We start from the raw sequence: 25,346 nt of genomic DNA, 5'->3' as shown, positions 1-25,346 counted from the left end.
ACCCTATTGGCGGGTGATTGCTGCACTGCAAACAATGCATATTGATCACAAGACGGTGAAATGTCCAACGGCAAAATGCCCGGCATGAGAGCCGGGCATTTCGCATGAGATAGCAAGCGGAAAGGCTTACTGCTGGATGTAGGTGTACTTGCCGTCCTTGTCCTTCTTCCATTCGTACATGACGTAGCCTGGAAGCTTCGGATCGCCCTTTTCGTCAAAGGAGATATCGCCGAGAACCGACTTGAACGGGCCTTTTCCCTTCAGAGCCTTGGCAACGGTTTCAGGATCGTTCGACTTAGCAGCGGTTGCTGCTTCGACGATGGCCTGCACGGCTGCATAGGCGTAGAGGGTGTAGGCTTCCGGTTCAAAACCGGCCTTGCGGAACTTCTCGACCAGTTCCTTGTTGGCCGGGTTGTTGCGCGGATCGGGACCGAACGTGTTGAGCGTACCGACCACGGCGTCGCCGGCAATCGCTGCGAGCTCGTTGGTAACGATGCCGTCGCCGGAGATGAACTTGACCTTCAGGCCCTGATCAGCCAGCTGGCGGATGATCAGACCAGCTTCGGTATGCAGACCACCCCAATAAAGGACGGTAACGCCGGCCTGCTTTGCCTTGGCGATCAGTGCGGAGAAGTCCTTGTCGCCAACGTTGACGCCTTCATAAAGAACAGGCTTCAAGCCCTTTGCTTCGATCGTCTTCTTGGTTTCATCGGCAAGACCCTGACCATAAGGCGTCTTGTCATGGATGACCGCGATCTTTGCATCCTTGTAATGCTCGGCGATATAGGCACCGGCAATGGCACCCTGCTGGTCATCGCGACCGCATGTGCGGAATGTGTTCCACAGGCCGCGTTCGGTGAACACAGGGTTTGTCGCGGCTGGTGTTACTTCAACAATGCCGTTTTCCGCATAGACTTCGGATGCCGGAATGGATACGCCGGAATTGAAGTGACCGACAACGAACTTCACGCCATCGGCAACGAACTTGTTGGCAACCGAAACGCCCTGCTTGGCGTCGGAAACGTCATCGCCCAGAACGAATTTGATCTTTTCGCCATTCACGCCGCCAGCCGCATTGACCACCTCTGCGGCCGCTTCGGCACCCTTCTGGATCTGCGCGCCGTAAGCGGCATTGGGGCCGGTCAACGGAGCACCAATACCGACCAGAAGATCAGCATAGGCGTGACCGCCCAAAGCGAGCATTGCTGCAACAGCAACACCCGAGAACAGTGACTTCTTCATTTGAAAACTCCCATTTTCTAGGTACTTACGAAACCCCTAACGATGAAATCTTCCCATCGCTTGAAGACCACATTTGCCGATTTTCCGGCGGTTGTCACGCTGATTCATTTCGCGTCAGCGAGATTGCTTAGGCCCCTTTTCTTTCCTTGAACGAGAAGGGGGAAACTTTTTCATAGAGCCAGTGATATTGCTGAACCATCTGGTTTGTCCGGGTGTAGCGATAGCCCAATGTACCGATGATGATCAGCACGATCGTGTCGACGATGTAGTAGTGCAGCGTCACCATCGTTCCCTCAAACAGGGCGAAGTGGATGAAGCGGACGCCGATGCCGAGAAGCAGCATGTAGAAGATCAGGATTGTATAGGAACGCCATGTCTTGGCGCAGGCGCGGCCCGCCATCCATGCGGCCCAGCCACCCATGACGCAGGTTACCAGCACAAACAGCCAGAATGAGGGTTCTTCGTACAAAATGCCTTGCATGGCAGTATTCCCCTTGCAGCACCGGATTTTCCAGACCCGCTGGAAAGCCGGTCCTATTTTTGTCAGTGACGCCCGCCCTCGAGATAGGCGGCGCGCACTTCCGGATTGGCGAGAAGATCCTTGCTCGATCCGCTCATCGTCACGATACCATTGACCATCACATAGCCGCGATCCGCCAGTTTCAGCGCGCCAAAGGCATTCTGTTCAACCAGAAACACCGTCAGGCCCGTGGACTTGTTCAGTTCCTTGATCGCCTCGAAAATGTGCTTGATGATCAACGGAGCAAGACCCAGCGACGGCTCGTCCAGAAGCAGCAGGCGCGGACGCGCCATCAATGCGCGGCCGATGGCCAGCATTTGCTGCTCACCGCCCGACAGGGTACCGCCGCGCTGGTTGATGCGTTCCTTCAGGCGCGGAAACAGGTCGAAAACCTTGCGCACGTCCTCGTCATAAAACTCCAGATTGTCGAGGCTGGCGCCCATCTGCAGGTTTTCCTGCACAGTCATGCGCGGGAATATCCGGCGGCCTTCCGGCGACTGGGCGATGCGCAGGCGCGCGATCTCATGGGTCGGCAATTGCGTGATGTCCTGGCCGGCAAACATCACCCGGCCCTTGCGGGCTCGAGGCATGCCGAAAATAGTCATCATCAGCGTCGATTTTCCGGCGCCGTTGGCGCCGATCAGCGTGACGATTTCACCGGCATCCGCATGGACGCTGACACCGCTGAGCGCGCGGATATTGCCGTAATAGGTTTCAACGTTCTCGACGCTGAGAAGGGCCCCGGTTCTCGGAAGAGTTTGTGTTTCCGACATTACTTAGCCCCTCCGGTCTTCTTCGCAGCCGGCTTGCCCTGGCTCTCTTTCGCCAGCTTTTTGGCCTGGCCGATCCAGTCTTCGCGCGCGATGCGCCCGTCAAACGCCAGGTAGGCTTCGGCGGCGATCACATCGGCCTTCTTCCAGGCCGCGATCTGGTCGAAATGGAAAATGCCATGTGCGTTGAGCCGGCGCTCGTTGACCGGGCCAATCCCCTTGATCAGGGTCAGATTGTCGGGCGTGCCGCCGCGCGGTGCGGCGAGCGCATTGGCGGTTGCTCCCGCCTTGATTGCCGGACCGGCGGGCTTTGCCGCGGCTTCGGCGGTTGCAGCAGCAGGCGCTTCCGGGTGCGTCTCCGTGATTTCCTGGATGGCCTCCGTGGACAAAAGATCAACGGCCGCCGTGATATCATCAGCGCCGGTCGCCGCTGCGTGCTCGATCAGCTCGACCACCTCTTCGTCCTCGACACCGAGATAGGCGGCAATGACCTTCGGGTCATTCTTCACGCTCGCCGGCGTTCCGTCGGAAATCTTCGTGCCGTATTCCAGAACAACGACGTGATCGGAGATTTCCATCACCACGGACATGTCATGCTCGATCAGGATGATCGAGGTCCCGGTTTCATCGCGGATGCTCAGCAGCAGCTGGTTCAGCTCCGCCGATTCACGCGCGTTGAGACCAGCGGCGGGTTCGTCCAGGCAGAGAAGCTCCGGATCGGTGCACATGGCACGGGCGATCTCGAGACGCCGCTGCGCGCCATAGGGCAGATCGCCTGCCGGATCGTCGGCGCGGTCGATGAGGTTGATCTTCTGCAGCCAGAAACGGGCTTTCTCGATCGCGTCGGCAGCGGCCTTCTTGTAGGTGGGAAAGCCGAGAAGACCGAGGATCGTATAACCCGACGACAGCATCAGGGGATTATGCTGGGCGACCAGCAGGTTCTCCAGAACGGTCAGCCCCGAGAACAGCCGGATGTTCTGAAACGTGCGTGCCACTTTCGCCTTCTTGGTGATGACGAAGTCGGCCATGCGCTCCAGAAGATATTCCTCGCCATTCTGCCGGGTCATGGTCAGCATGCCTTCGGTCGGCTTGTAAAATCCGGTGATGCAATTGAACACCGTGGTCTTGCCTGCACCGTTCGGGCCGATCAGGGCGGTGATGTCCCCGCGCTTGGCTTCGAAGTTCAGGTCGTTGATGGCGATAAGCCCGCCAAACTTCATCGAGAGATGTTCAACGCGCAGCACGGCGCTGGGATTGTTACGCACTTCCGAAACCATCAGCCGTGCCCTTCTTTCGTAAACTCGCTGGAGATCATCTTGCGCTCGTGCAGGAAGGCACTCGGTTCCCGGTTACCGACAAATCCGCGCGGCTTCCACACCATGACGACAATCATGGCGAGACCGAACAGCAGCATACGATAGAGTTCCGGCGTAAAATCGTTGCCGAAGATCAGCTTGAGGAATTCCAGTTCGCGCAGGAGTTCCGTACCGCCGATCATCACCGCCGCCGCGATGGCGATACCGATGAGCGATCCCATGCCGCCGAGCACGACGATGGCAAGAATGATCGCCGATTCGAGGAACACGAAGGATTCGGGACTGACGAACCCCTGGCGGGCAGCGAAGAACGATCCGGCAAACCCGCCGAACATCGCGCCGGTGGCAAAAGCCGTCAGCTTGGTGGTCGTCGTGTTGATGCCGAGGGACCGGCAGGCGATCTCGTCCTCGCGCAACGCCTCCCAGGCACGGCCAATCGGCATGCGGCGCAGGCGGATCGTCACCCAGGCGGTCAGGAGAGCAAGGAACAGAATGAGATAATAGAGGAAAATCTTGTAGTAGACGCCGGAGTTCGGCAGGCCGAACATGGCAGCAAAACCGGTGGGGCCCGGCGTGAAGGGAATGCCGAACAGGGTGGCCTTGGCAATGCCGGAAATACCGAATGTGCCCTTGGTCACAACGGTCCAGTTGATCAGCACAAGACGGATGATCTCACCAAAGGCCAGCGTGACAATGGCAAGATAGTCACCCCGCAGCCGCAGCACCGGAAAGCCGAGCACAATGCCCCACGTGGCGGCAAAGATACCGGCCATCGGCAGGAGCAGCCAGAAGGACAGGCCGAAATGCGCGGAGAGCAGGGCGTAGGAGTAGGCGCCAACCGCATAGAAGGCGACATACCCAAGATCGAGCAGGCCAGCGAGACCCACGACGATGTTCAGACCCCATGCCAGCATGACGTAGATCAGGATCTGGATACCGAAATTGTCGACATATTTGAGCGAGCCCTGCACGCCGCTCTGGAACGACCATTGTCCGGTCACCGCGAACTGGATCAGCGCCAGGATCAGGATGACGACGAAGGGGTAGGTGAAAAGCAGGGCAAGGCCAAACCGCGACACCGTTGCCTTCAGCGAGCGCCGGTCGATCTTGGCAGCGGCTGGCACCTTGCTTTTGGCCAGCTTCGCCTGCTCCCGTGAGGGCGTGATGAACGCTGCGAAGATGAAGCGCCCAATGGCAGCCACGGCCACGAAGATCGCCAGCAAGCCCCAGCGCTGGGCGAGAACCAGTTCATTGTTGATGTTCTGGTCGGTGCGGAAACCAATGACAAGGAAGAACAGGCCGAACGCGATGATTCCGGTAATCACCGCTTCCCTGGCGGCTTTCACGTAGACGGAATCCTGTCCTGAAGATTGGATATCAGCCATAAGCTCAGACCTTTTCGACTTCGGGCCGACCAAGAATGCCGGAGGGCAGGAAGATCAGGACGATTGCGAGGATCGAAAATGCAGCCACATCCTTGTAATCGATGGAGAAATAGGCAGACCACAGCGCTTCGATCAGCCCGATCAGCAGGCCGCCGACCACCGCACCGGGCAATGAGCCGATACCGCCGAGCACCGCGGCCGTGAACGCCTTGACGCCGGGTGTGAAACCATCGGTGAAGGAGATGACACCGTAGAACATGAGGTAGAGCGTTCCGGCGACCGCAGCGAGCATGGCGCCCATGACGAAGGTCATGGAAATCGTCTTGTCCACGTCGATACCGAGGAGTGCGGCCATCTTGCGGTCCTGCTCGCAGGAACGCTGGGCCCGCCCGAGCGTAGTCCGGTTGACCAGATACCAGAATGCGGCAAGCAGGATCGCGGTGACGATAACGATCACCATCTGCTTGTAGGCGATGGTGATGCCCGTGCCGTAGATTGTCACACCGCCATTGACGAGCGGCGGGATCGGCTTGTTGCGCGGGCCCTGTGTGACCTGCACGAAATTGGACAGCGCGATCGACATGCCGATCGCCGTGATCAACGGCGCGAGGCGGAACGATCCGCGTAGCGGCCGGTAGGCAAGACGCTCGATTGTCCAGCTCCACAACCCTGTCAGCAGCATGGCGACAAGCATCATAAGGAGCAGCGCCAGCACAACAGGCACACCGCCGATAAACGTGGTTAAAGCAAGAAAAACGATCATCGCCATGAACGCGCCAAGCATGAAAACGTCGCCATGGGCGAAGTTGATCATGCCGATGATCCCGTAGACCATCGTATAGCCGATTGCGATCAGTCCGTAGATTGAACCGAGTGTCAGACCGTTGATCGATTGCTGGATGAAGTACTCCATCGCAACGATACCCCTCATTTTCATTGGGAAGTTTCTTATCCGGTTTTTTTATCCGGTTCCCGTTTACCCCAACCTCTTTACACGTAACGTCTGCGTTAAAGAAAGCAACAGCTTTTTTAGCACAAACAGCGGCATCACATTTGCTTGCATACTCCGTGCGAAATTTTTCACCAAATTTTCGTCATTTGTTGACGAAATTTACAGCAAATGCCTCTGATTTAACCGAATTACCTATCCCCGCCTTATTGTCGGAACGAGCCTGGTGAGGCTCACTTGACCACAAAGCCGTGAGCGAAGGGATCGCGATCATCGATAAAGATCGTGCTGTAACCGGTCATCCGCGCCCACCCCGCGACCGAGGGTATTATTGCATCGCGATCGCCGACATGGGTGGCCGATTCCACCCGGCCATGAAACAGCGAGCCGATGATCGATTCATGCACGAAGTCGTCTCCAGGCTTCAATTTTCCCTTTGCCGTCAGTTGCGCCATGCGGGCCGATGTACCCGTGCCGCAGGGGGAGCGGTCAATCGCCTTGTCACCGTAGAACACGGCATTGCGCGCATGCGCTTCCGGCTTGGTCGCCGCCCCGGTCCACAGGATATGACTGAGTGTGTTGATATCGGGCTTTTCCGGGTGCTGGAACGTATATCGCTCGTTCAGACGCTCGCGCAAAACCGGGCTCCAGCCGATAAGATCGAGCGCCCGGTAATCCGCCATATCCCGGAAGTTTTTCTGCGGATCGACGATTGCATAGAAATTGCCGCCATAGGCAACATCCACATGCAGTGTCCCGAGATCCGGACATTCCACTTCGAGCCCTTCCGCATAGAGAAAGGCCGGAACGTTGGTGATACGCACGCTGGTGACATACTGGCCTTCCTGCGTGTACTCGGCGACCACCAGACCGGCCGGGGTATCCAGCCTCAATATGCCCGGTGTCTTCGGGGTAATCAGGCCGTGTTCAATCGCCATCGTCACCGTGCCGATGGTGCCGTGGCCGCACATGGGCAGACAGCCCGACGTCTCGATGAACAGCACCGCCACATCGCAATCCTCGCGGGTTGGCGGATAGAGAATGGAACCGGACATCATGTCGTGGCCGCGCGGCTCGAACATCAGACCGGTGCGGATCCAGTCGAATTCGCGCAGGAAATGCGCCCGCTTTTCCATCATGGTCGAGCCGGTGAGGTTTGGCCCTCCCCCTGCCACGAGACGTACCGGGTTACCACAGGTGTGACCGTCGACACAGAAGAAGGAATGACGCGCCATGATGTACAGGGTCCTAAAAGCGTTGCGGATTAAAGGGATCGATCGGGATCGACGGCCGCCGGCCTTCGATGAGATCGCAGATCAGTCGTCCCGTGGCGGCGGACTGGGTCAAGCCCAGATGTCCGTGGCCAAAGGCATAGAGAACATTTTTGCTTTGCCTGGAATAGCCGATAACCGGCAGGGAATCGGGCATCGACGGACGATATCCCATCCATTGCCTCCCGCCGGATACATCGAGATCCGGCAGGAAAGCCTTCGCTTTCTGCAGCATGACGTCCGAGCGCTTGTAATTGGGGGGCAAGTCGAGACCGCCCAGTTCGACGGCTCCGCCGACGCGCACGCCGGTTTCGAGCGGTGTTACGACGAATCCGTGACCGGAGAAAATCAACTGGCGTTTCAGATCAAAGGCCCCGACAGGCAATGTGGTGTTGTAGCCGCGCTCCGTCTCCAGCGGAATATGGTCTCCGAGATGCCGCGCCAGCCGGTGTGACCAGGCTCCGGCCGCAATGATGAGCTTGCCTGTTTCGACCGTCCGCCCATCGGCAAGCGTGACTGTACCACCCGTATCGTTCGCGCTGACGGAAACGACGTCTGCGCGCTCGAAGCGGGCGCCCAGTTTTTCCGCATGGGCCCACAGCCCTTTGCCGACATGTTTGGGATCGCTGACTGTCTTCCATCCCGGAACGAACGTTCCGGCGACAAAGCGCCGTGCCAGACCCGGCTGACATGCGGCCAGTGCTTCGCCGCGCAAATGTTCGAAGGCGATGCCCGCCCTCTCCCGTGCCGCCCAGCCGGGCAGACAGAGATTGAGCTCGTGCTCGCTCTCGTAAAGCTCAAGCGAACCATCCTCGCGCACCATATGGCGGATACCGGCGCGCAGCATCAGATCCAGCATTTCCGGCTCGGCGAGGCGCATCATCGCGCCCTGCGCCACCGTGGTGTGCTCCAGCACGTCCGGCCGGCTGGCGCGCCAGAACCGGTAGAGCCATGGCGCCAGCCTGGGAAGGTAGGACGGCCGGATGGTGAACGGCCCGAGCGGGTCCATCAGCCAGCCCGGAACCTTGGCCATGACCCCTTTCGAGGCCATCGGCAATATGTCGGAAAAAGCCAGGGCCCCGGCATTGCCGGAACTCGTCCCCTCGCAGATGCCCTGGTGATCGATCACCAGAACCTTGCGCCCGGCTTCGCCCAGAAAAGCTGCGATGGCGACGCCGATGATACCGGCGCCGACAATGACAACATCATGCTTTTCCGGAGCAGCGCTCATGGCGCAGCCTCAGAGAACAGGCAGCTTCGGCCGCGATGCCATGGCATCCCTGACGATCGTGTCGACAGCCGCCCGGCGCGCACCGCGCAAAGGCTGCCGCGGCAGACGCACGCGATCATTGGTTCCGATTTCATGGACTTCCGCCAGTTTGATGTTCTGCACAAGATAGGTGGAGACATCGAGGTCAAGCAAGGGGCGGAACCAGCGATAGATATCCAGTGCCTCGGCATAGCGGCCGGCACCGATGAGCTTGTAGATCGCAACGGTCTCTTTCGGGAAGGCCGTGACCAGCCCGGCAACCCAACCGATGGCGCCTGCAGTCAGCGCTTCGAAAGCAAGGTTGTCGACGCCGGTGAAGAGGTCGTAACGCTTGCCGAACGTATTGATGATATCGGTGGTGCGGCGCACGTCGTCGGAGGATTCCTTGATCGCCACGAAATGCTTGTCGGACGCAAGTTCCGCCAGGATTTCGCTGGTCACATCGACGCGATAGGCAATGCGGTTCGAATAGATCATCACGGGCAGATCGCCGGCAGCAGCAACGGCCTTCAAAGTGGTGACCGTTTCTTCCGGGTCCGTATGATAGATCGGGCTTGGAACCAGCATGAGGCCGTCGGCACCGGCCTTGGCCGCCTGCTTGGCAAGCGCGGCGCCATCGCGGGTTGCCGCTTCATTGATGGTGAGAAGCACCGGCTTGCCCTTGGCAACACCCTGCGCCGTTTTCAGCACCGCGAGTTTTTCCTCGTGGCTGAGCATCGGGCCTTCGCCGAGCGAACCTGCAACAATCAAACCATCGCAACCCGCATCCATCAGGAGCGAGAAGCAACGTTCCATTTCCTTGTGATCGAGTTTATCATCTTCAGTAAATTTGGTTGTAACCGCAGGGAAAACGCCTGACCACATGTCTCTTCTCCTTCTTGATATATCAGAAATATATCTATATGACGTGTGGCTGTCAATTGCCTTGAAAAGAAAGTTTATCTGATGGATCAAACCGCAGTCCACACCATGGCCCAGACGGGCGAAAGTCTTGCTGAACTGGCCTATCGCCAGATCGAAGAGATGATCGTCACGCTGAAGCTTGAGCCTGGCGCGGTCGTCAACGAGCGCACGCTCACGGACGTTACCAATATGGGCCGCACGCCGGTGCGCGAAGCGGTGCAGAAGCTGGCCTGGGAAGGCTTAATGGAAATTCGCCCCCGCTCGGGCATTGCCATTGCCGCGCTCAATCCGCAGGACTTTACCAAGGTTCTCGATGCACGCGAGGGTGTCGAGCGGGTTCTTGCACGCGATGCGGCGCTCTATGGCGCATCGCTACACCATGAAAGACTGAAGGCGGCATCCGACGCGATGATGGCTGCACGCTCCGGCAACGATGTGATCGGCTTTCTCAACGCCGACAAGATTTTCGATACGGTGCTCGGACAGGCGGCGGAAAACCCCTATGCGGCCCGTCTCGCGTCCCCGCTGCAAACCCATAGCCGCCGGTTCTGGTTCCGCCTGCAGCGGCCCGGCAGCCTCGAACAATCCGCCGGGGCGCACACGGCGCTGATCAAGGCGATCATCGCCCGCGAACCGGACAAGGCCGCCGACGAGGCGACCCGGCTGATCGGCTATCTCCGGACAATGGCCCCGTAAACCGGGTTTCGCCCAAAAGAAAATCGCCGCCCGGTGCGGAACTGGACGGCGATTTCAAAGCTCAAAGCGATTTACTTCATCGTCGGAATGACGAACTCGGCCCCGTCCTTGACGCCCGACGGCCAGCGCGATGTGACGGTCTTGGTCTTGGTGTAGAAGCGGAATGCATCCGGGCCATGCTGGTTCAGATCGCCGAAGCCGGAACCCTTCCAGCCGCCGAAGGTGTAATAGGCGATCGGAACCGGAATTGGCACATTGATACCAACCATGCCGACCTGAACGCGCGAGGCAAAATCCCGGGCAGCATCGCCGTCACGGGTGAAGATCGCAACGCCATTGCCGTATTCGTGTTCATTCGGCAGACGGATCGCATCCTCATAGGTATCGGCGCGGACAATGCCCAGAACCGGACCAAAAATTTCTTCCTTGTAGATGCGCATGTCAGGCGTGACATGATCGAACAGGCAGCCGCCCATGTAGAAGCCGTTCTCATAGCCCTGCATCTTGAAGCCGCGGCCGTCGACGACGAGCTTCGCACCTTCCTGGATGCCCAGATCGACATAGCCTTTGATGCGATCCAGCGCCTGCCGGGTCACAACCGGGCCGTAATCCGCCGACGCATCGGTGGAGGGTCCGACCTTCAGGCTTTCAACCCGGGGGATCAGGCGCTCGACGAGACGATCCGCGGTATCCTTGCCGACGGGAACGGCAACGGAGATCGCCATGCAGCGCTCGCCCGCTGAACCGTAACCGGCACCGATGAGGGCATCAACTGTCTGGTCCATGTCCGCATCGGGCATGATGATCATGTGGTTCTTGGCACCGCCGAAGCACTGGGCACGCTTGCCGTTGGCCGTGGCGCGCGAATAGATGTACTGGGCAATCGGCGTCGAGCCGACAAAGCCGACAGCCTTGATATCCGGATCATCGAGAATGGTGTCGACAGCTTCCTTGTCGCCATTGACGACATTGAAGATGCCCGCCGGCAAACCGGCCTCGATGAAGAGTTCGGCCAGACGCATCGGCACGCCCGGATCGCGCTCGGAAGGCTTCAGAATGAAGGCATTGCCCGATGCAATCGCCGGACCGGCCTTCCACAGCGGAATCATTGCCGGGAAATTGAATGGGGTGATACCGGCAACGACGCCGAGCGGCTGGCGCATGGAATAAACATCGATGCCCGTGCCGGCATTGTCGGTGAACTCGCCCTTGAGCATGTGGGCTGAGCCGAGGCAAACTTCAACCACTTCCAGACCGCGCTGGATATCGCCCTTGGCATCGGGAATGGTCTTGCCATGCTCGCGCGCCAGAAGTTCGGCAAGCGAGTCGTATTCGGCTTCGACGAGATCAAGGAACTTGCGCAACACGCGCGCACGGCGCTGCGGGTTGGTTGCGGCCCATGCCGGCTGAGCCGCCTTGGCATTGGCAATGGCAGCGCGCACTTCATTGGGGGTTGCCAGCGCCACGCGGCCCTGAACGGTGCCGTCCATGGGCTGGAAAATTTCGGTCGTACGACCGCTTGTTCCGGCGACATGCTTGCCACCGATAAAATGTCCGACTTCACGCATTGCGAGCAACCTCCCTGGGATTGACTGAATTTCGTTGCCCTATCATCGCGCTTCAAATTTTTTATTGCAAGCCGAGCGAAAGCGTATCCGTTGTGCAAAAATTGAAGTACGAATAGCACAGGAGGTCAAACGATGAGCTGGGACGATGTACGGATTTTTCTGGCTGTCGCGCGTTCGGGTCAAATACTCGGCGCGGCCAAACGGCTTGGCGTCAACCATGCGACCGTGGCGCGCCGTCTCACCGCGCTGGAAAATGACATCAACACCAAGCTGCTGACCCGCCGCACCAACGGCTGCGAGCTGACCCATGCCGGTGAAGAATTCCTCCTGTCAGCTGAGCGCATGGAAGCTGAAATGCTGTCGATCCGCTCCTCGCTTGGCGATGCCGATGTGTCCATTTCCGGATCGGTGCGCATTGGCGCGCCGGATGGCTTCGGTGTCTCCTTCCTCGCACCGCGCCTTGCCACCCTCACCGCCCGCTATCCCGATCTCAAGATCCAGCTTGTTCCGGTTCCCCGCTCCTTCTCGCTGTCACGGCGCGAGGCTGACATAGCCATTACGGTCGACCGGCCCGATCAGGGCCGCCTCGTGGCGAAAAAGCTCGTCGACTACACGCTCTGCCTCTACGCCAGCCGGTCCTATCTGGCTGCGCACCCGGCACCCCGCAGCATCGAAGATCTCGCGGCGCACCGGCTGGTCGGTTATGTCGACGACCTGGTCATCAGCCCTTCGCTGAATTATGCGCCTGAAATCACCCGCGAATGGCGCCCCGCTTTCGAGATTTCCAGTGCCATCGGACAGGTGGAAGCGGTGAAGGCCGGGGCGGGCATCGGCATTCTGCATACATTCATCGCACGGGAATATCCCGACCTTGTGCCGGTCCTGCCGGAACGGACGATTCACCGGTCCTATTGGCTTGCCTACCACGAATCCGTACGCACCCTGCGCCGCATCACGGCGGTCTCCAGCTTCATCTCCGATCTCGTGAACAGCGAGACTGGACGATTCACCTGACAAAGCATAACAGGCAGCGGTGGAAATGTGATTGACGAGCACGGAACAAACACCACAATTGCGCCTTGAACACATGCGCTTTCAGCGTGTGTTGTCATCATATCGGAGAGGGAAAATGTACCGATATATACTAGCTTTGGCTGTGACCCTGGGGGGTATGCAGTTCGCAACGGTTCCAGCCGCACAGGCGCAGGAACGGCCCATCAGATGCGAATCACGCAGCTTCCGCTACAATGAGTGCGAGACCGACATGCGCCGGCCGCGGATCATCCGGCAGCTTTCGGGTTCGGCCTGCATTCCCGGCCAGAGCTGGGGCTTCAGCCGCGGCACCATCTGGGTGGACAAGGGCTGCTCGGCGGTCTTTGCCGACAGTGCCGAGCGTCCGCGCTGGCGGGATCAGAATGATCGTCCGCGTTGGCGGGATGATCGCTATCCCCGCCGCGACTACCGGCGTGAATACCGCGATGACCGTTACTACCAGCCGGACGATTATTGATCGGCATTACGGGCCTCGTTTTTCGCCACCTCCGGCCGGAGGTGGCGAAAACACTTCACACCCGGTGATACGGGTGCCCGGAAAGAATCGTGGTCGCGCGGTAGAGCTGTTCCGCCACGAGAATCCGGACAATCTGGTGCGGCCAGGTCATGGCACCCAGCGCCAGCACAAGATCGGCACGCTTCCTTAAATCCGCATCGTGGCCGTCGGGCCCGCCTATCGCCAGGAGCAGCTGGCGTTTACCGTCGTCGCGAAACCGGGCGATTGCATTGGCGAAGTCTTCCGATGGCATGGTCTTGCCGCGCTCATCGAGAAGAACGAGCACGCCGCCCTGATCCAGCGCCTCCAGCACTTTGGCGGACTCTTCCTGTTTGCGCAGGTCCGGCTGCTGGGCGCGGCTTTCGGTGATTTCGGTGACGGAGTTGAATTCGAGGCCAAGCGGCGAACCGGTTTTCTTCAACCGGTCGAAATAACGGTCTGCCAGTTCCCGTTCGGGGCCAGATTTCATCCGGCCCACGGCAAAAACGGTGATACGCATGGCACGTCCAGTCCTTTGTCACTTGGCGCGAAGAATAGCTCTCCGGCGCATGACCGGTCCATATCCAGTAAGCCGCCCGACGCATCCCGCTGGCGTTATGCCGGGATACCCCGATCCGTCAGAACTTTCTCACACAAGGCTCCGTGTGCCGTAACGGCACACTTTGCTCTAATGTACGGTTTCCCCGTCAAGTTCGGGAGCCTGCCACATCTTTTCGATGTTGTAGAACTCACGCACTTCAGGACGGAAAATATGGATGATGATATCGCCCGTGTCGATCAGCACCCAGTCACCGCTGGAAAGACCTTCAACCTTCGCATTGTTTCCGTGACCGCTTTCCTTCAGCGCACGCAGGAGCTGATCAGCCACCGCCGTTACGTGACGGTGCGAACGGCCCGATGCGATGACCATATGGTCGCCGATGACAGATTTTCCGCGAAGATCGATGGGGACAATTTTTTCAGCCTTGGAGTCATCGAGACTGGCAAGGACCGTCTGGAGGGCAAGAGAAACGGAAGTTGCACCGTTCATCTCCGCCGTTGAAGGTGCCAAGGCATCCTTCTTCTGAATTGCTGTTCTCAGTGTATTTCCTTTCCAATAAGAACAACGCGCCGCAGCCTTTAATCTTGCTGCACGTTATTAAGATAGGCAGAGTCGCATGACACTTTCAAGACGTCGCGACACGGCCTTTGTTCACGTTTTCATTCCTGCCGTTTTACGGCTCCGTTGCGTATCGCCGTCGATGACAGCGATGAACGCGGCCCGTGGATAAAAGTCCAGGCCGGCGCGGGTGCCCGTGCCAGCAGCGGGGCGTCATCCTCATCGAAGCGGGCATAGTCAAACGTCTTGGCCATGCGCGACGAGAGAAATGCCAGGGTCGAGCCCGGACGGTCGATCACGGCGATGGGAAACGTCATGGCAATCTTCTGCCAGCGCTGCCAGCGGTGAAAATCGGCAAGATTGTCCGCTCCCATGATCCAGACAAAATTCACACCCGGATTGCGCGCCTTGATCAAAGCCAGCGTGTCGGCCGTGTAGCGCACATTATAGGCCGCTTCGAACGCCGTCACCTTGATGCGCGGGTCATGCACCTGCTGCTCGCACAATTTCAGCCGTTCCGCCAGAGGGGCCAGATGGCGCGTGTCCTTCAGCGGATTGCCCGGCGTAACGATCCACCAGAGCTGGTCGAGCTGCAGCCGGCGCAGCGAGATTTCCGCAACCAGCGCGTGGCCCGCATGGGGCGGATTGAACGATCCGCCAAACAGCCCGACGGTCATGCCCTTTTCAACGAAAGGCATGCGCAGATGCGCGTCGCTCACGCCGGGAAAATCGTGACGTAACGCATCGATGGATGTCACGGGCGGGTCTGGCCATTGCCGCGCACGCGGTATTTGAAGGATGTCAATTGCTCCACACCCACAGGGCCCCGTGCGTGCATCTTGCCCGTCGCGATGCCGATTTCCGCACCCATGCCGAATTCACCGCCGTCGGCAAACTGTGTCGAGGCGTTGTGCAGCAGGATGGCAGAGTCGATTTCGTTGAAGAACCGCTCAACCACATGCATGTCCTCGGCAATCACCGCTTCCGTATGGTGGGACGAATAATGATTGATATGCGCGATCGCGTCGCCAATACCGTCAACCAGCTTCACGGATATGATGGCATCGAGATATTCCGTCGACCAGTCTTCCTCCGTCGCCGGTTTTGCTTCGGCAAACAGCTGGACCACTGCGGCATCACCGCGAATTTCGCACCCTGCTGCCTGCAAATCCTCAAGCAGCGGCAACAGGCGGGCGGGGGCGATCAGCCGGTCGAGCAGCAGTGTCTCGGCCGAACCGCAGACGCCGGTCCGGCGCATCTTGGCATTGACGATAATCCGGCGCGCCATGTCGAGATCGGCCGAGGCGTCAACATAGAGATGGCAGAGCCCTTCCAGATGGGCAAAGACCGGCACACGCGCTTCCGCCTGTACCCGGGCCACGAGACTCTTGCCGCCACGGGGAATAATGACGTCGAGATTGCCGTCCAGCCCCTTCAGCATTTCACCGACCGCTGCACGGTCCGTCACCGGGATGAGCTGGATGGCATCCCTGGGCAACCCCGCCGCTTCGAGCCCTTCGGTCAGCGCCGCATGGATGGCGCGGGAGGAATGGGCGGAATCCGACCCGCCGCGCAGGATGACGGCATTGCCCGACTTCAGGCAAAGGGCACCCGCATCGGCTGTTACATTCGGGCGGCTTTCGTAAATCACGCCGATAACACCGAGCGGCGTGCGCACGCGCTCGATGTGCAGGCCATTGGGACGGTCCCATTCGGCAATGATGTCCCCGACGGGATCCTTGAGGGCGGCAATGGTGCGGATGCTTTCCGAGATCGCGGCGATACGGCCGGCATCGAGTTTCAGCCGGTCGAGCAGCGAGGCGGCCATTCCTGCCTTTTCACCATCGGCCATATCCTGCCGGTTGGCGTCCAGAATCTCCGGGGCACGGCGATCCACCGCATCCGCCATGGCGATCAGGGCAATCATTTTCTGTTCCGGTGAAGCGATGGACAGCGGCTGGGCAGCGGCACGGGCCTTGCGGCCGATTCCGGCCATCAATTCAGCAACGTCGTCAATCGGTTCGACCCGTCCCAGCATTTCTCACTCCTTCGCAGCACGTTTTGCTACGCGTACAACCAGATCATCCCGGTGAATCATCGCCGACCGGGCATCGTAACCGAGGATCGCGGCAATCTCATTGGTCTTGCGTCCTGCAATCCTTACGGCATCTGCGGCATCGTACGCAATAAGGCCGCGCGCGGCTTCGCGTCCATCCGGACCGACAACCGCAACCGTATCGCCGCGGGTGAACTGACCGGCAACGTCACGGACACCGGCAGCCAGAAGCGATTTGCCGGATTTGAGCGCCGCAAGCGCACCCTCGTCGATCACCAGCCGCCCGGCCGGCTCGAGATTGCCCGATATCCACGTCTTCCATGCATTCACCGGATTGAGGCTCGGCTTGAACAGCGTCGACCGCTCGCCCGCATCGATGGCACCCAGCGGATGCATGCGCGTGCCGGACGCAATGATCATCGCCGTGCCCGCCGCATTGGCAATCTTGCCCGCATCGAGCTTGGTCTTCATGCCGCCGCGCGAATATTCCGACGCGGCCGCGCCGGCCATGGCCTCGATGTCAGGGGTGATGGCGTCGACAACCGGCAGGAACTGCGCATCGGGATTCTGATGCGGCGGCGCGGTATAGAGCCCGTCAATGTCGGACAGGAGAATCAGAAGGTCCGCCCCCATCATCGTCGCCACCCGCGCGGCAAGGCGGTCATTGTCGCCATAACGGATTTCCGTGGTCGCCACCGTGTCATTCTCATTGATGACGGGTACGGCCTTGAGCCGCAGCAGGGTGCCGACCGTGGCGCGGGCATTGAGATAGCGGCGGCGTTCCTCGGTATCCGACAGGGTCAGGAGAATTTGGCCCGCGCGCAGCTGATGCCCGCCCAGCACCTCGGAATAGGCTTTGGCAAGTTCGATCTGGCCCGCCGCAGCCGCAGCCTGGCTTTCCTCCAGCCGCAGCGCGCCCTTCGGCAGTCCGAGCACCGTCCGCCCAAGGGCGATGGCGCCGGAGGAGACGATCATCACTTCGACACCGGCCTGCACCAGCTTTGCCACATCGGCGCCGAGGCTCTCCAGCCAGTCGCGCTTCAGCCCCTTGGCGCGGTCCACCAGCAATGCCGAACCGATCTTGACCACGATCCGCCGATAGGCGGAAAGCTTGATGGTGGCGGGAGAAGCGAGCTCGTTCTGCACGGACATGATGCACTCAATATTTGAAGCGGGTATCGACCTCTGCCGGGGCCTCTGACTGGCGCGATTCGAGAATGATCGCAGACAAGGCCCGCAGCACCTGCTCGACACCCTCGCGGCTGACCGAAGACAGCAGCATCGGCTCGCGGCCCGCGGCCTTTTTCAACGCGGCCACCTTCTTTTTGCGCGCCGCGGCATCCAGCGTATCGATCTGGCTCAGCGCCACGATCTCCAGCTTGTCGGCAAGCCCGTGGCCATAGGCTTCAAGCTCGGTGCGCACGGTCTTGTAGGCCTCGGCCACATTCTCTTCCTGTGCTGAAACCAGATGCAGGAGAACCCGCGTGCGCTCGACATGACCAAGGAACCGGTCGCCGATGCCGACGCCCTCATGTGCGCCTTCGATCAATCCCGGAATATCGGCAATGACGAATTCGCGCGCATCGACGCGGGCAACGCCCAGATTCGGATGCAGGGTGGTGAAGGGATAGTCGGCGATTTTCGGCTTGGCTGCCGTCACGCTGGCGAGAAATGTCGACTTCCCGGCATTCGGCTTGCCGAGAAGACCGGCATCGGCGATCAGTTTCAGCCGCAGCCACAGATTGCGCTCCTCACCCTCGAGTCCCGGATTGGCGCGGCGCGGCGCCTGGTTGGTCGATGTCTTGAAGTGCAGATTGCCGAAGCCGCCATTGCCGCCCTTGGCAAGACGGTAACGCTGCCCCACGGCGGTAAAATCGTAGATCAGGGTTTCGTTGTCGTCTTCAAAAATCTGCGTTCCCACGGGAACCTTGAGCACCACATCGGCGCCCTTGCCGCCAGTCATGTTGCGGCCCATGCCGTGCATGCCGGTCTTGGCCTTGAAATGCTGCTGGTAGCGATAGTCGATCAGCGTGTTGAGACCGTCCACGGCCTCGGCCCAGACGTCACCGCCGCGCCCGCCATCACCGCCATCGGGACCGCCGAATTCCAGAAATTTTTCACGGCGGAACGATACCGAGCCGGCACCACCATCGCCGGAGCGGATATAGACTTTCGCCTGATCGAGAAATTTCATGGAAGTTCAGTCCTTTTTGATGTCCCGAGCCATTACAGGAAAATACGCGGGAAGAAAACTGGCCGTCGCAAGAGATCGCGGCGGCCAATTGTAATTTATGCGTTCCAGCTGCGAAGCCCGATCCATGTCCGGCGATCCAGCATGTAGCGTTCGACGGGCACATTGCCTGCAGCGAGCGAATCCATCATGCCGGTATTGGCATACTGGAACCCGCTCTTGTAGAGCACGCGCCGCGAACCGATGTTGGAGACCCGGCACGACGCGTGCAGCTTTTCCACCTGCGTGGCGCGGAACACGAGATCCACCAGCGCATGGGCGGTTTCCGTGGCATAGCCCTTGCCCCAGTGGGGTTCGCCCAGCCAATAGCCGATCTCCAGCTCATCCCGGCGAGGCTCGCTCATCCGCAAGTCCTTGCTGCGGCGGTAATTGATGCCGCAGCAGCCGATGAAGGTGCCGGATTGCGCAAGGGTAATCGCGTAGACGCATTTGCCGATCTCGCCCGCATTGGCGCGGCGCACGAAGTCCACCGCATGATCCTGCGTGTAGGGATGGGGCATGCGGGAAAGCATTTCCGCCACACGGGGATTGTCGGCGAGACGGGCAATTGCGTCAACGTCCTCGGTGTGCGGCGCGCGCAGGACCAGGCGTTCGGTCACGAGGACCGGACAGTCTATCAGATCCAGCCTGTCTTCATCGTCTTCCAGTAATTCGGCAACCATTTTGCTATCCTCCAGATGCGAAAAGGGAGATGGGTGAAACCCCATCTCCCCTTTGATCTCTTGGCTTGGATGCCAGTCACCGGGTCCGATGGGGACGCCGGTGCTTCAAGCAGGACCAGCTATTCTGCTGCTTCGGCGATCGGGTTCACGATCGACACGAAACTACGGCCGTTGGCTTTGGTACGGAAAGATACAACACCGGCTTCAAGTGCGAAGAGTGTATGATCCTTGCCAATGCCAACATTGACGCCCGCATGCCATTTGGTGCCGCGTTGACGAACGAGGATGTTGCCAGCAAGCACGCGCTCGCCGCCAAACTTCTTCACGCCAAGACGCTTTGATTCGGAATCACGACCGTTGCGCGACGAACCACCAGCTTTTTTGTGTGCCATGGGATTGCTCCTTTAAACCTGTTCTTACTCGCCCGAAGCGGGCTTTTCGGCCTTGGCAGCAGCCTTCTTCGGCGCAGCTTTGGCTTTCGGGGCGGCTTTCGTCTCGGTTGCTTCCGCAGCGGCAGCTTCCACCTTCGGAGCAGGCTTCTTGTTGACCGGCTTGTCAGCGGCAGTCTTCGAAGGCTTGGCACCACCCGTCAGGATCTCGGCGATCCGGATCGTCGTCAGTTCCTGACGATGACCGCGTGTACGCTTGGAGTTCTGGCGGCGACGCTTCTTGAAAGCGATGACCTTGCGTGCCCGGCCCTGCTCGACGACTTCGGCTGTGACCAGCGCGCCGCCAACGGTCGGAGCACCGATCGTAGCGTCTGCACCGACGCCAACCATCAGAACTTCGGCAAATTCAACGATATCACCGGCATTGCCGGCAACTTTCTCGACCTTCAGAAGGTCATTGGCGGCAACGCGATACTGCTTACCACCGGTCTTGATGACTGCGAACATTTTATGCCCTTTCGGCGTTCGGTTCGGTTTTTTGCCGTTTGAAGGGCGCTAACCGTCTTTTTGTCAGTCGTGACATATTAATCGAAAGATGCCTGCAACCCTTGCGGATCCGGGCATCCGGACTCAAAAACAAACGGCGCGGAGAATCCCCCACGCCAGTCGTCGGGCGCTTATAAGGTGAGGATTATGCGAGAGTCAAGAAATTTAACGCAAAATTGCTCTTGTATCCTTGCGCTTTGCCCGCTATCTAGCGCGTCGCACGCTCAAGCCAAGTCCTTCGGGACATCGCGGCATCGGCAGGGAGAACATCCCGGCTTTATCAGGCGTCTGTCCACGACAGGCGCTTTTACGCGGAGAGGTGGCTGAGTGGTTGAAAGCACCGCACTCGAAATGCGGCATGGGGGCAACTCCATCGGGGGTTCAAATCCCTCCCTCTCCGCCATTACTTTCCTGAAGACGCGTCTCCAGACTTAAGCCCGGTCCGCTTCGCCGGACAGTTCAACTGCCTTCACCATCTGCGCCGCATCAAATCCGAGAATGCTCGCAAGCTCGATCAGTTCGACCACATCCACCCGACGCTGACCGCTTTCGAGCCGGGCGACAAAGGACTGATATTCGCCCAGCGCATCGGCAAGCTGCGTCTGCGTGAGGCCGGCCGCTTCCCGCTTGGCGATCAGCAAAGCGATCAGCGCCTTGTGTTTTTCTGTTCCAAGCGTTTTTCCCATCAGTTTTCCTGTTTTCAATCCAAACAGCACTGCCACCCGAATGCCTACCTCTCCCCGAGCGGCGTGACGCGCATCGAACCGTGGCCGCGCTGTTCGACCGCCGGCTGGCCGTAATATTCCACCCTGCCGCTGCCGTTCACCGAAATATCCAGCGTGTTCTTTGCCTGGACCAAGGCGCTGCCGCTTCCCGAAATATCCACCTTCGTGGCATCGGTGGCCAGGTCGCCATTGTTATAGGCGCCCGAGCCGTCCAGATCGAGTTCCTGCGTCTGCGCCTTGCCGCCAAGGCTGATCTGCCCCGATCCGGTGATCGCGGCAGCGACATCGCCGGCCGCTATATTGTCCAGCTTTACGCTGCCCGAGCCGGTGACCCGGGGCAGGATCTGCTCAGCGCTCAGCGCGTCGAATTGGATATCGCCGGAGCCGGACAAATCGATCTTCACCGTGCTGCCTTTGAATGCGCCGGCGCGGATGCTGCCGGAACCGGACAATGTGACCCGGCTGAGGTCCTTGACCGTAATGTCGTATGCAACCGTTTTCGACGGCACGATTTCGATCCTGCCCCGGGTGCCAAGCACGAGATCGCCGCCGCGAACACCGATATCCAGCAGCGGGAGGATATTGTCGTCCGTCGTGACGACGAGACTCTCGCCGTCGCCCTGCTTCATCTGGACATTGCCGATACCTTCCAGCGTAATCCCGTCGAATGTCTCGATATCGATCGTCTTGGCAATGACATGTCCCGAACCGGCGATCTGCTCTTTCTTGAGAATCTCGAAGGAAACCAGAGCAATGAAAAACAAAACAACCAGAAACATGCCAGACATGCGAGCCATTACGAAGCCTCCATAGGCGCGGCAATATACATCGCACGGATTACGGCAACATGTCCGCAACGCGTCAAGACCGTTTGAAATGTGGGGGCTAACCCGTCGCCCGGAACAGCCCGACAATGCGGCCCAGCAGAGACATTGCCGGATAGAACAAAACCGAACTCACACCGGCAGCGAACACAAGCACCAGAACAAACAATACCGGTGACAGGGAGGCAGATTGCGGGGGTTCCGGCTCAGCCATGCATCATCCCCTGGTTTTGCGCGCCTCGAATTCGACCCTGACTTTCTCCGCCAGTTTCAGCAGCGTATCCTTGCACGACTTGCGGTCCATATCCGTTGGCTGCCTCGGTGACGCGATCAGGCCTTTCAGCCAGCCGCGAACGGTCCGGTCAGCCTCCTCAGGTGAGCGGCCAAGCGCCTTGAGGATCGTCTCGCTGCTTTCAATGGCGGAGTAATGCGGCTCGCGGCCAAGCGCATTCTGGCACCGATAGGATGTGGTCACCAGTTGTTTGACATCCGCCACAAGCGCGGCTTCGCCGCTCCTGCCGCCGGATGGCGTCGTGCAGCCCGCAAGTGCCGCAATCAAAAGTCCCGTTCCGATCACATTGAACCGCATCATATCCCCCATAGAGGGTTGCAACGCTATCCATCGAATGCCGGTGTGTCGAGCACTAGCTTGAGCGCCTATGCGGCGGCGATCCCGGATTCAGCGCCGCCCGTTATACTCCGGAACCTTGCTGTCTCCACCGAACAGAACGTCCCGCGGATTGCTGTCAAAGTTCGAAATCGCCCGTTCGATAGACTCGACCGAGCGCCGGCTGTCGGAAATAAACTTTTGCGCGTTGCGCAGCTTTTCACCGGTATAGGTTCCCAGTGTTTTCAGGATTGGCGCCAGCCGGGCCTGCAGGCTGTCAGCCGTATCGCGATAGGATTGCAGCTGTTCGCGGATATTGGCGACCGTGCTGCCCTTGTCTTCGGAGAGTTCCTTGTCCAGCTTCGTCAGCGCATCGTCGACTTTGACAGAAGCCTGGTTGATCCGCGACATGGTTTCACGCGCATCCTGTATCACCGCTTGCACGTCCTGTGCCCGCTGTCCGTAACGGTTGATCATATCCGTGCTGTCGGCAAGCTGCTGGGTGAACGCCTTGGCTTCGTGCGCCCGGTCGAGCGCCGGCCCTTTCATCTCGTCCAGATAGTTTTCGGTGGCATCCATGGCACGATCCACGCGCTGCAGCACATCCTGCACCGTCTGGACAAGGGTTTTCAGGGATGACGGGTCAATATCGATACGCGCGACCGTATCTTCCTTTTCCGCTTCTTCAAGGAGCTTCGGTTCATAACTCTTGCCGCCCTTCAGCTCGATATAGGCCTGCCCGGTCAAAAGGACGAAAGCCAGCTGCGCCTGGGTCGACCGCGTGATTGGCGTGGTTGCATCGATCTGCGTCTGGGCGATCACCACATCGGGATTGCTGGCATCGACGAAAAGCCGGGTCACGTCGCCAACCTTCAGACCGTTGAACAGAACCTGGCTCTTCACGGCCAGTCCCGTAACAGAGCCTGGAATGCGGATCTCAAGCATTGCCGTGGGCCGCGTGTCGCCCAAACGCTCGATCCAGTAGACGAAACCAAGGGCCAGCGCACTCACCAGCAGGGTGAAAATACTGACCACAAGATAATTGGCCTTGGTTTCCATTCACAATTCCATTCATTCAGGCCGACAGATTTGCAACCTTATCGTGCAATATCCCTAACCCTGCGCGTCAAAGAACGCCACCACCTTCTTATGGTTCCGTCACAGGCGTTACGGCGAGGCCCAATGCCATAACGGCTCGCGTTACGTAACTCACGCAATCGTAACGATTGTTATCCACAGTCTGTGTGTTACGTGACCATAATGTTGCCCGTTAGGGAACACACCCCTATCAAGTTCATGCAAGTGATTCGCGTTCGTTACGGCACAGACATACCCATGGCACTATCCAACGCAGAGAGACAGAAACGGCACCGGGAGCGGCAAAAGCAGAAGCTCGCCGCGGCTGCACCGAGCCTTGCAGCTCAATACGAGAACGTCGGCGCGGACCTGCGCGAAAAGCTCTACAGCCTGATCGATGCGGAGAATCGGCGCCGCCACACCGCTGAAGCTGCGCCGGAGCCAACCGATTTCAGCCGGGTCATTCTCGATATCGCCCTGGATGAAGACCATTCCGGCCTTGCCGGCAAGGCGCGCATGATCCTGCTTGGCGCCCTGTGCATGGGCGAAAGTTCGGAAAAGGAAATCCGCAAGGCGCGCCTGGAGAAGGATGCGGCGCTGGCGCAGGAAGCGGCGGATGACGGGCAGGATGATGAATCGCAAGGACACATCAGCCCGCTCGAACACTACATCCGCGTCCCGAATTTCGGCTAGGATATTTTCCGAACCATCGCAGCCAGAGCCGGATCAGGCGTCAAACCGGTCGGAAACGAACTGCCAGTTAACCAGCTTGTCGAGAACCGCGGCCACATGCTCGGCACGGCGGTTTTCATAGTCGAGATAATAGGCGTGCTCCCAGACGTCGATGCCAAGCACGGCCTTGCCGCCTTCAGCCAACGGATCGCCAGCGTCTTTCATGCCCGCCACGGCAAGCTTGTCGCCATCCCTGACCAGCCAGACCCAGCCTGTCCCGAAAACATTGTCTGATTCGGCAACGATCTTCTTCTTCAGGCCATCGAGCCCACCAAAGCCGCTTTCTGCCGCCGTTGCAAAAGCACCCTTGGCGGGCGCGGACCCGCCCTGGAATTGCTGCCAGTACAGGTTATGGTTCCAAGCCTGCGCCGCATTGTTGAAGACCGGCGCATTGCCTTCCTTCTTCGCCCGCACCACCACTTCTTCAAGGGAAAGGTCGGCATAGGGCGTCTTTTCCACCAGGGTGTTCAGCTTTTTGAAATAGCCCGCATGGTGCTTGCCATAATGCAGGCCGACCGTGTGCGCGGAGATGACAGGCGCCAGAGCGTCTTCAGCATAGGGCAGTTCCGGCTGCTTGAAAGGGGCGGCCGCATGCGCCTGGATGTTTGGAGCAAAGAGCGTTGTGGCTGCCACGGCGCCCGAGAGGACGAGCATATCGCGTCTGTTGAGATCCATCTTCTTCTCCTGAGGATTGTTGCGGGCAAAATGACAGGGGTATTCGAGTGCAACGTATCTTGTCTCGCGTCCTTCCCATCGTGAAAAACGGCACCGGCCAGAGGGAGTTCCCGGATCATGGCAATTTTCTGATCTTTTCGATCACGCTTTGGTGCAGTTGCACGTCAGCGGATCGCGTCAAAATCGGCCGGGCAGATAAGGATTTGAATTCTGGCGGGGGCTGCCCTAAGACTTGGAGGCAGGGAGTCCCTGTTTCACACCGAA

At 59.3% G+C, this 25,346-nt stretch carries 29 protein-coding genes and 1 tRNA gene; 5 read left to right on the top strand and 25 right to left on the bottom strand.

Features of this window, described 5'->3' with window-relative positions; translation table 11 throughout:
• Positions 1–126: 126 nt before the first annotated feature.
• The 9 genes from RDL77_RS11935 to RDL77_RS11895 all read right to left on the bottom strand — a co-directional run bounded on the left by RDL77_RS11935 (position 127) and on the right by RDL77_RS11895 (position 9,587).
• Entirely contained in the window at positions 127–1,242 is a 1,116-nt protein-coding gene (locus tag RDL77_RS11935) for a branched-chain amino acid ABC transporter substrate-binding protein (protein WP_223613735.1), read from the bottom strand.
• 127 nt (positions 1,243–1,369) lie between these two features.
• Positions 1,370–1,723: a DUF6867 family protein gene (locus RDL77_RS11930; RefSeq protein WP_288192960.1), complete on the bottom strand. Its 354-nt coding sequence runs from the start codon at positions 1,721–1,723 to the stop codon at positions 1,370–1,372.
• Positions 1,724–1,785: 62 nt separating this feature from the next.
• Entirely contained in the window at positions 1,786–2,535 is a 750-nt protein-coding gene (locus RDL77_RS11925) for an ABC transporter ATP-binding protein (protein WP_223613737.1), read from the bottom strand.
• Complete coding sequence (locus tag RDL77_RS11920; RefSeq protein WP_288192958.1) at positions 2,535–3,809, bottom strand: ATP-binding cassette domain-containing protein; 1,275 nt, start codon at positions 3,807–3,809, stop codon at positions 2,535–2,537. The genes RDL77_RS11925 and RDL77_RS11920 overlap by 1 nt, the downstream gene beginning before the upstream one ends.
• The gene (livM, locus tag RDL77_RS11915) at positions 3,809–5,233 is read right to left on the bottom strand and encodes a high-affinity branched-chain amino acid ABC transporter permease LivM (protein WP_223613739.1); all 1,425 of its coding nucleotides are present in this window, start codon (positions 5,231–5,233) and stop codon (positions 3,809–3,811) included. The genes RDL77_RS11920 and livM overlap by 1 nt, the downstream gene beginning before the upstream one ends.
• A 4-nt stretch (positions 5,234–5,237) precedes the next feature.
• Complete coding sequence (locus RDL77_RS11910; protein WP_105734358.1) at positions 5,238–6,146, bottom strand: branched-chain amino acid ABC transporter permease; 909 nt, start codon at positions 6,144–6,146, stop codon at positions 5,238–5,240.
• Between the two features lie 269 nt (positions 6,147–6,415).
• Positions 6,416–7,417, bottom strand: a complete 1,002-nt coding sequence (locus RDL77_RS11905) for a 4-hydroxyproline epimerase (protein WP_288192956.1) — start codon at positions 7,415–7,417, stop codon at positions 6,416–6,418.
• A gap of 13 nt (positions 7,418–7,430) precedes the next feature.
• Positions 7,431–8,684 (bottom strand): FAD-binding oxidoreductase, encoded by a 1,254-nt coding sequence (locus RDL77_RS11900; RefSeq protein ID WP_288192954.1) that lies wholly within the window; start codon positions 8,682–8,684, stop codon positions 7,431–7,433.
• Between the two features lie 9 nt (positions 8,685–8,693).
• Positions 8,694–9,587, bottom strand: coding sequence for a dihydrodipicolinate synthase family protein (locus RDL77_RS11895; RefSeq protein WP_223613742.1), 894 nt, complete (start codon positions 9,585–9,587; stop codon positions 8,694–8,696).
• Positions 9,588–9,668: 81 nt separating this feature from the next.
• Between RDL77_RS11895 and RDL77_RS11890 the strand changes: the two genes are divergently transcribed.
• Positions 9,669–10,322, top strand: coding sequence for a GntR family transcriptional regulator (locus RDL77_RS11890; RefSeq protein WP_223613743.1), 654 nt, complete (start codon positions 9,669–9,671; stop codon positions 10,320–10,322).
• A gap of 71 nt (positions 10,323–10,393) precedes the next feature.
• Here the strand turns inward: RDL77_RS11890 and RDL77_RS11885 are convergent, their stop codons facing one another.
• Positions 10,394–11,890, bottom strand: a complete 1,497-nt coding sequence (locus tag RDL77_RS11885) for a CoA-acylating methylmalonate-semialdehyde dehydrogenase (protein WP_223613744.1) — start codon at positions 11,888–11,890, stop codon at positions 10,394–10,396.
• Between the two features lie 132 nt (positions 11,891–12,022).
• Between RDL77_RS11885 and RDL77_RS11880 the strand changes: the two genes are divergently transcribed.
• Both RDL77_RS11880 and RDL77_RS11875 read left to right on the top strand, forming a co-directional pair.
• On the top strand, positions 12,023–12,904 hold the full coding sequence (locus tag RDL77_RS11880) for a LysR family transcriptional regulator (protein ID WP_288192953.1): 882 nt from the start codon (positions 12,023–12,025) through the stop codon (positions 12,902–12,904).
• Between the two features lie 115 nt (positions 12,905–13,019).
• Positions 13,020–13,400: a DUF3011 domain-containing protein gene (locus RDL77_RS11875; RefSeq protein ID WP_288192952.1), complete on the top strand. Its 381-nt coding sequence runs from the start codon at positions 13,020–13,022 to the stop codon at positions 13,398–13,400.
• A gap of 55 nt (positions 13,401–13,455) precedes the next feature.
• On the opposite strand, the gene rlmH is transcribed toward RDL77_RS11875, so the two are convergent.
• The 9 genes from rlmH to rplU form a co-directional block, all read right to left on the bottom strand.
• Positions 13,456–13,938 carry a 23S rRNA (pseudouridine(1915)-N(3))-methyltransferase RlmH gene (gene rlmH, locus RDL77_RS11870; protein WP_223613747.1) on the bottom strand — a complete coding sequence of 161 codons (483 nt, stop codon included), beginning with the start codon at positions 13,936–13,938 and terminating at the stop codon, positions 13,456–13,458.
• A 168-nt stretch (positions 13,939–14,106) separates the two neighbouring features.
• Entirely contained in the window at positions 14,107–14,490 is a 384-nt protein-coding gene (gene rsfS, locus RDL77_RS11865) for a ribosome silencing factor (RefSeq protein WP_223613748.1), read from the bottom strand.
• Positions 14,491–14,639: 149 nt separating this feature from the next.
• Entirely contained in the window at positions 14,640–15,236 is a 597-nt protein-coding gene (locus RDL77_RS11860; protein WP_223614128.1) for a nicotinate-nucleotide adenylyltransferase, read from the bottom strand.
• Between the two features lie 56 nt (positions 15,237–15,292).
• Positions 15,293–16,576 (bottom strand): glutamate-5-semialdehyde dehydrogenase, encoded by a 1,284-nt coding sequence (locus RDL77_RS11855; RefSeq protein WP_288192951.1) that lies wholly within the window; start codon positions 16,574–16,576, stop codon positions 15,293–15,295.
• 3 nt (positions 16,577–16,579) lie between these two features.
• Positions 16,580–17,746 (bottom strand): glutamate 5-kinase, encoded by a 1,167-nt coding sequence (gene proB, locus RDL77_RS11850; RefSeq protein WP_288192950.1) that lies wholly within the window; start codon positions 17,744–17,746, stop codon positions 16,580–16,582.
• 7 nt (positions 17,747–17,753) lie between these two features.
• Positions 17,754–18,788, bottom strand: a complete 1,035-nt coding sequence (obgE, locus tag RDL77_RS11845) for a GTPase ObgE (RefSeq protein ID WP_223613751.1) — start codon at positions 18,786–18,788, stop codon at positions 17,754–17,756.
• Between the two features lie 95 nt (positions 18,789–18,883).
• Positions 18,884–19,507, bottom strand: a complete 624-nt coding sequence (locus RDL77_RS11840) for a GNAT family N-acetyltransferase (protein WP_288192949.1) — start codon at positions 19,505–19,507, stop codon at positions 18,884–18,886.
• 119 nt (positions 19,508–19,626) lie between these two features.
• Positions 19,627–19,899: a 50S ribosomal protein L27 gene (gene rpmA / locus RDL77_RS11835; RefSeq protein ID WP_223613753.1), complete on the bottom strand. Its 273-nt coding sequence runs from the start codon at positions 19,897–19,899 to the stop codon at positions 19,627–19,629.
• Positions 19,900–19,923: 24 nt separating this feature from the next.
• Positions 19,924–20,403, bottom strand: a complete 480-nt coding sequence (rplU, locus tag RDL77_RS11830) for a 50S ribosomal protein L21 (protein ID WP_223613754.1) — start codon at positions 20,401–20,403, stop codon at positions 19,924–19,926.
• A gap of 352 nt (positions 20,404–20,755) precedes the next feature.
• Here rplU and RDL77_RS11825 point away from each other — a divergent pair.
• A tRNA-Ser gene (locus RDL77_RS11825) sits at positions 20,756–20,845 on the top strand.
• A gap of 28 nt (positions 20,846–20,873) precedes the next feature.
• On the opposite strand, the gene RDL77_RS11820 is transcribed toward RDL77_RS11825, so the two are convergent.
• The 5 genes from RDL77_RS11820 to RDL77_RS11800 all read right to left on the bottom strand — a co-directional run bounded on the left by RDL77_RS11820 (position 20,874) and on the right by RDL77_RS11800 (position 23,657).
• Positions 20,874–21,128, bottom strand: coding sequence for a helix-turn-helix transcriptional regulator (locus tag RDL77_RS11820; RefSeq protein ID WP_288192948.1), 255 nt, complete (start codon positions 21,126–21,128; stop codon positions 20,874–20,876).
• Between the two features lie 44 nt (positions 21,129–21,172).
• Complete coding sequence (locus tag RDL77_RS11815) at positions 21,173–21,964, bottom strand: head GIN domain-containing protein (RefSeq protein WP_288192946.1); 792 nt, start codon at positions 21,962–21,964, stop codon at positions 21,173–21,175.
• Positions 21,965–22,052: 88 nt separating this feature from the next.
• Positions 22,053–22,205, bottom strand: a complete 153-nt coding sequence (locus RDL77_RS11810) for a hypothetical protein (RefSeq protein WP_288192944.1) — start codon at positions 22,203–22,205, stop codon at positions 22,053–22,055.
• A 3-nt stretch (positions 22,206–22,208) separates the two neighbouring features.
• Positions 22,209–22,580 (bottom strand): hypothetical protein, encoded by a 372-nt coding sequence (locus tag RDL77_RS11805; RefSeq protein ID WP_223613757.1) that lies wholly within the window; start codon positions 22,578–22,580, stop codon positions 22,209–22,211.
• Between the two features lie 90 nt (positions 22,581–22,670).
• Positions 22,671–23,657 carry an MlaD family protein gene (locus RDL77_RS11800; protein ID WP_288192943.1) on the bottom strand — a complete coding sequence of 329 codons (987 nt, stop codon included), beginning with the start codon at positions 23,655–23,657 and terminating at the stop codon, positions 22,671–22,673.
• A gap of 276 nt (positions 23,658–23,933) precedes the next feature.
• Between RDL77_RS11800 and RDL77_RS11795 the strand changes: the two genes are divergently transcribed.
• Positions 23,934–24,368: a hypothetical protein gene (locus tag RDL77_RS11795; RefSeq protein WP_288192942.1), complete on the top strand. Its 435-nt coding sequence runs from the start codon at positions 23,934–23,936 to the stop codon at positions 24,366–24,368.
• A gap of 33 nt (positions 24,369–24,401) precedes the next feature.
• On the opposite strand, the gene RDL77_RS11790 is transcribed toward RDL77_RS11795, so the two are convergent.
• Positions 24,402–25,082 (bottom strand): superoxide dismutase, encoded by a 681-nt coding sequence (locus RDL77_RS11790; protein WP_288192941.1) that lies wholly within the window; start codon positions 25,080–25,082, stop codon positions 24,402–24,404.
• Positions 25,083–25,346: the final 264 nt, after the last annotated feature.

The sequence above is a fragment of the uncultured Phyllobacterium sp. genome (assembly GCF_902479695.1).
Taxonomy (GTDB): domain Bacteria; phylum Pseudomonadota; class Alphaproteobacteria; order Rhizobiales; family Rhizobiaceae; genus Phyllobacterium; species Phyllobacterium calauticae.
Note: the sequence above shows the minus strand (reverse complement) of the source record. Positions and strands in the feature narration are given on the sequence as shown.

What these genes read in the sequence shown, in the direction of transcription:
- RDL77_RS11905 (WP_288192956.1), bottom strand. Translation starts at nt 7,417, where the DNA reads ATGGCGCGTCATTCCTTCTTCTGTGTCGACGGTCACACCTGTGGTAAC.
- RDL77_RS11815 (WP_288192946.1), bottom strand. Translation starts at nt 21,964, where the DNA reads ATGGCTCGCATGTCTGGCATGTTTCTGGTTGTTTTGTTTTTCATTGCT.
- RDL77_RS11875 (WP_288192952.1), top strand. Translation starts at nt 13,020, where the DNA reads ATGTACCGATATATACTAGCTTTGGCTGTGACCCTGGGGGGTATGCAG.
- rpmA (WP_223613753.1), bottom strand. Translation starts at nt 19,899, where the DNA reads ATGGCACACAAAAAAGCTGGTGGTTCGTCGCGCAACGGTCGTGATTCC.
- RDL77_RS11820 (WP_288192948.1), bottom strand. Translation starts at nt 21,128, where the DNA reads ATGGGAAAAACGCTTGGAACAGAAAAACACAAGGCGCTGATCGCTTTG.
- RDL77_RS11810 (WP_288192944.1), bottom strand. Translation starts at nt 22,205, where the DNA reads ATGGCTGAGCCGGAACCCCCGCAATCTGCCTCCCTGTCACCGGTATTG.
- RDL77_RS11885 (WP_223613744.1), bottom strand. Translation starts at nt 11,890, where the DNA reads ATGCGTGAAGTCGGACATTTTATCGGTGGCAAGCATGTCGCCGGAACA.
- obgE (WP_223613751.1), bottom strand. Translation starts at nt 18,788, where the DNA reads ATGAAATTTCTCGATCAGGCGAAAGTCTATATCCGCTCCGGCGATGGT.
- RDL77_RS11930 (WP_288192960.1), bottom strand. Translation starts at nt 1,723, where the DNA reads ATGCAAGGCATTTTGTACGAAGAACCCTCATTCTGGCTGTTTGTGCTG.
- RDL77_RS11925 (WP_223613737.1), bottom strand. Translation starts at nt 2,535, where the DNA reads ATGTCGGAAACACAAACTCTTCCGAGAACCGGGGCCCTTCTCAGCGTC.
- rlmH (WP_223613747.1), bottom strand. Translation starts at nt 13,938, where the DNA reads ATGCGTATCACCGTTTTTGCCGTGGGCCGGATGAAATCTGGCCCCGAA.
- RDL77_RS11855 (WP_288192951.1), bottom strand. Translation starts at nt 16,576, where the DNA reads ATGCTGGGACGGGTCGAACCGATTGACGACGTTGCTGAATTGATGGCC.
- RDL77_RS11910 (WP_105734358.1), bottom strand. Translation starts at nt 6,146, where the DNA reads ATGGAGTACTTCATCCAGCAATCGATCAACGGTCTGACACTCGGTTCA.
- RDL77_RS11935 (WP_223613735.1), bottom strand. Translation starts at nt 1,242, where the DNA reads ATGAAGAAGTCACTGTTCTCGGGTGTTGCTGTTGCAGCAATGCTCGCT.
- RDL77_RS11805 (WP_223613757.1), bottom strand. Translation starts at nt 22,580, where the DNA reads ATGCGGTTCAATGTGATCGGAACGGGACTTTTGATTGCGGCACTTGCG.
- proB (WP_288192950.1), bottom strand. Translation starts at nt 17,746, where the DNA reads ATGTCCGTGCAGAACGAGCTCGCTTCTCCCGCCACCATCAAGCTTTCC.
- RDL77_RS11880 (WP_288192953.1), top strand. Translation starts at nt 12,023, where the DNA reads ATGAGCTGGGACGATGTACGGATTTTTCTGGCTGTCGCGCGTTCGGGT.
- RDL77_RS11840 (WP_288192949.1), bottom strand. Translation starts at nt 19,507, where the DNA reads ATGGTTGCCGAATTACTGGAAGACGATGAAGACAGGCTGGATCTGATA.
- livM (WP_223613739.1), bottom strand. Translation starts at nt 5,233, where the DNA reads ATGGCTGATATCCAATCTTCAGGACAGGATTCCGTCTACGTGAAAGCC.
- RDL77_RS11890 (WP_223613743.1), top strand. Translation starts at nt 9,669, where the DNA reads ATGGATCAAACCGCAGTCCACACCATGGCCCAGACGGGCGAAAGTCTT.
- rplU (WP_223613754.1), bottom strand. Translation starts at nt 20,403, where the DNA reads ATGTTCGCAGTCATCAAGACCGGTGGTAAGCAGTATCGCGTTGCCGCC.
- RDL77_RS11800 (WP_288192943.1), bottom strand. Translation starts at nt 23,657, where the DNA reads ATGGAAACCAAGGCCAATTATCTTGTGGTCAGTATTTTCACCCTGCTG.
- RDL77_RS11860 (WP_223614128.1), bottom strand. Translation starts at nt 15,236, where the DNA reads ATGCCTTTCGTTGAAAAGGGCATGACCGTCGGGCTGTTTGGCGGATCG.
- RDL77_RS11895 (WP_223613742.1), bottom strand. Translation starts at nt 9,587, where the DNA reads ATGTGGTCAGGCGTTTTCCCTGCGGTTACAACCAAATTTACTGAAGAT.
- RDL77_RS11920 (WP_288192958.1), bottom strand. Translation starts at nt 3,809, where the DNA reads ATGGTTTCGGAAGTGCGTAACAATCCCAGCGCCGTGCTGCGCGTTGAA.
- RDL77_RS11790 (WP_288192941.1), bottom strand. Translation starts at nt 25,082, where the DNA reads ATGGATCTCAACAGACGCGATATGCTCGTCCTCTCGGGCGCCGTGGCA.
- RDL77_RS11900 (WP_288192954.1), bottom strand. Translation starts at nt 8,684, where the DNA reads ATGAGCGCTGCTCCGGAAAAGCATGATGTTGTCATTGTCGGCGCCGGT.
- RDL77_RS11795 (WP_288192942.1), top strand. Translation starts at nt 23,934, where the DNA reads ATGGCACTATCCAACGCAGAGAGACAGAAACGGCACCGGGAGCGGCAA.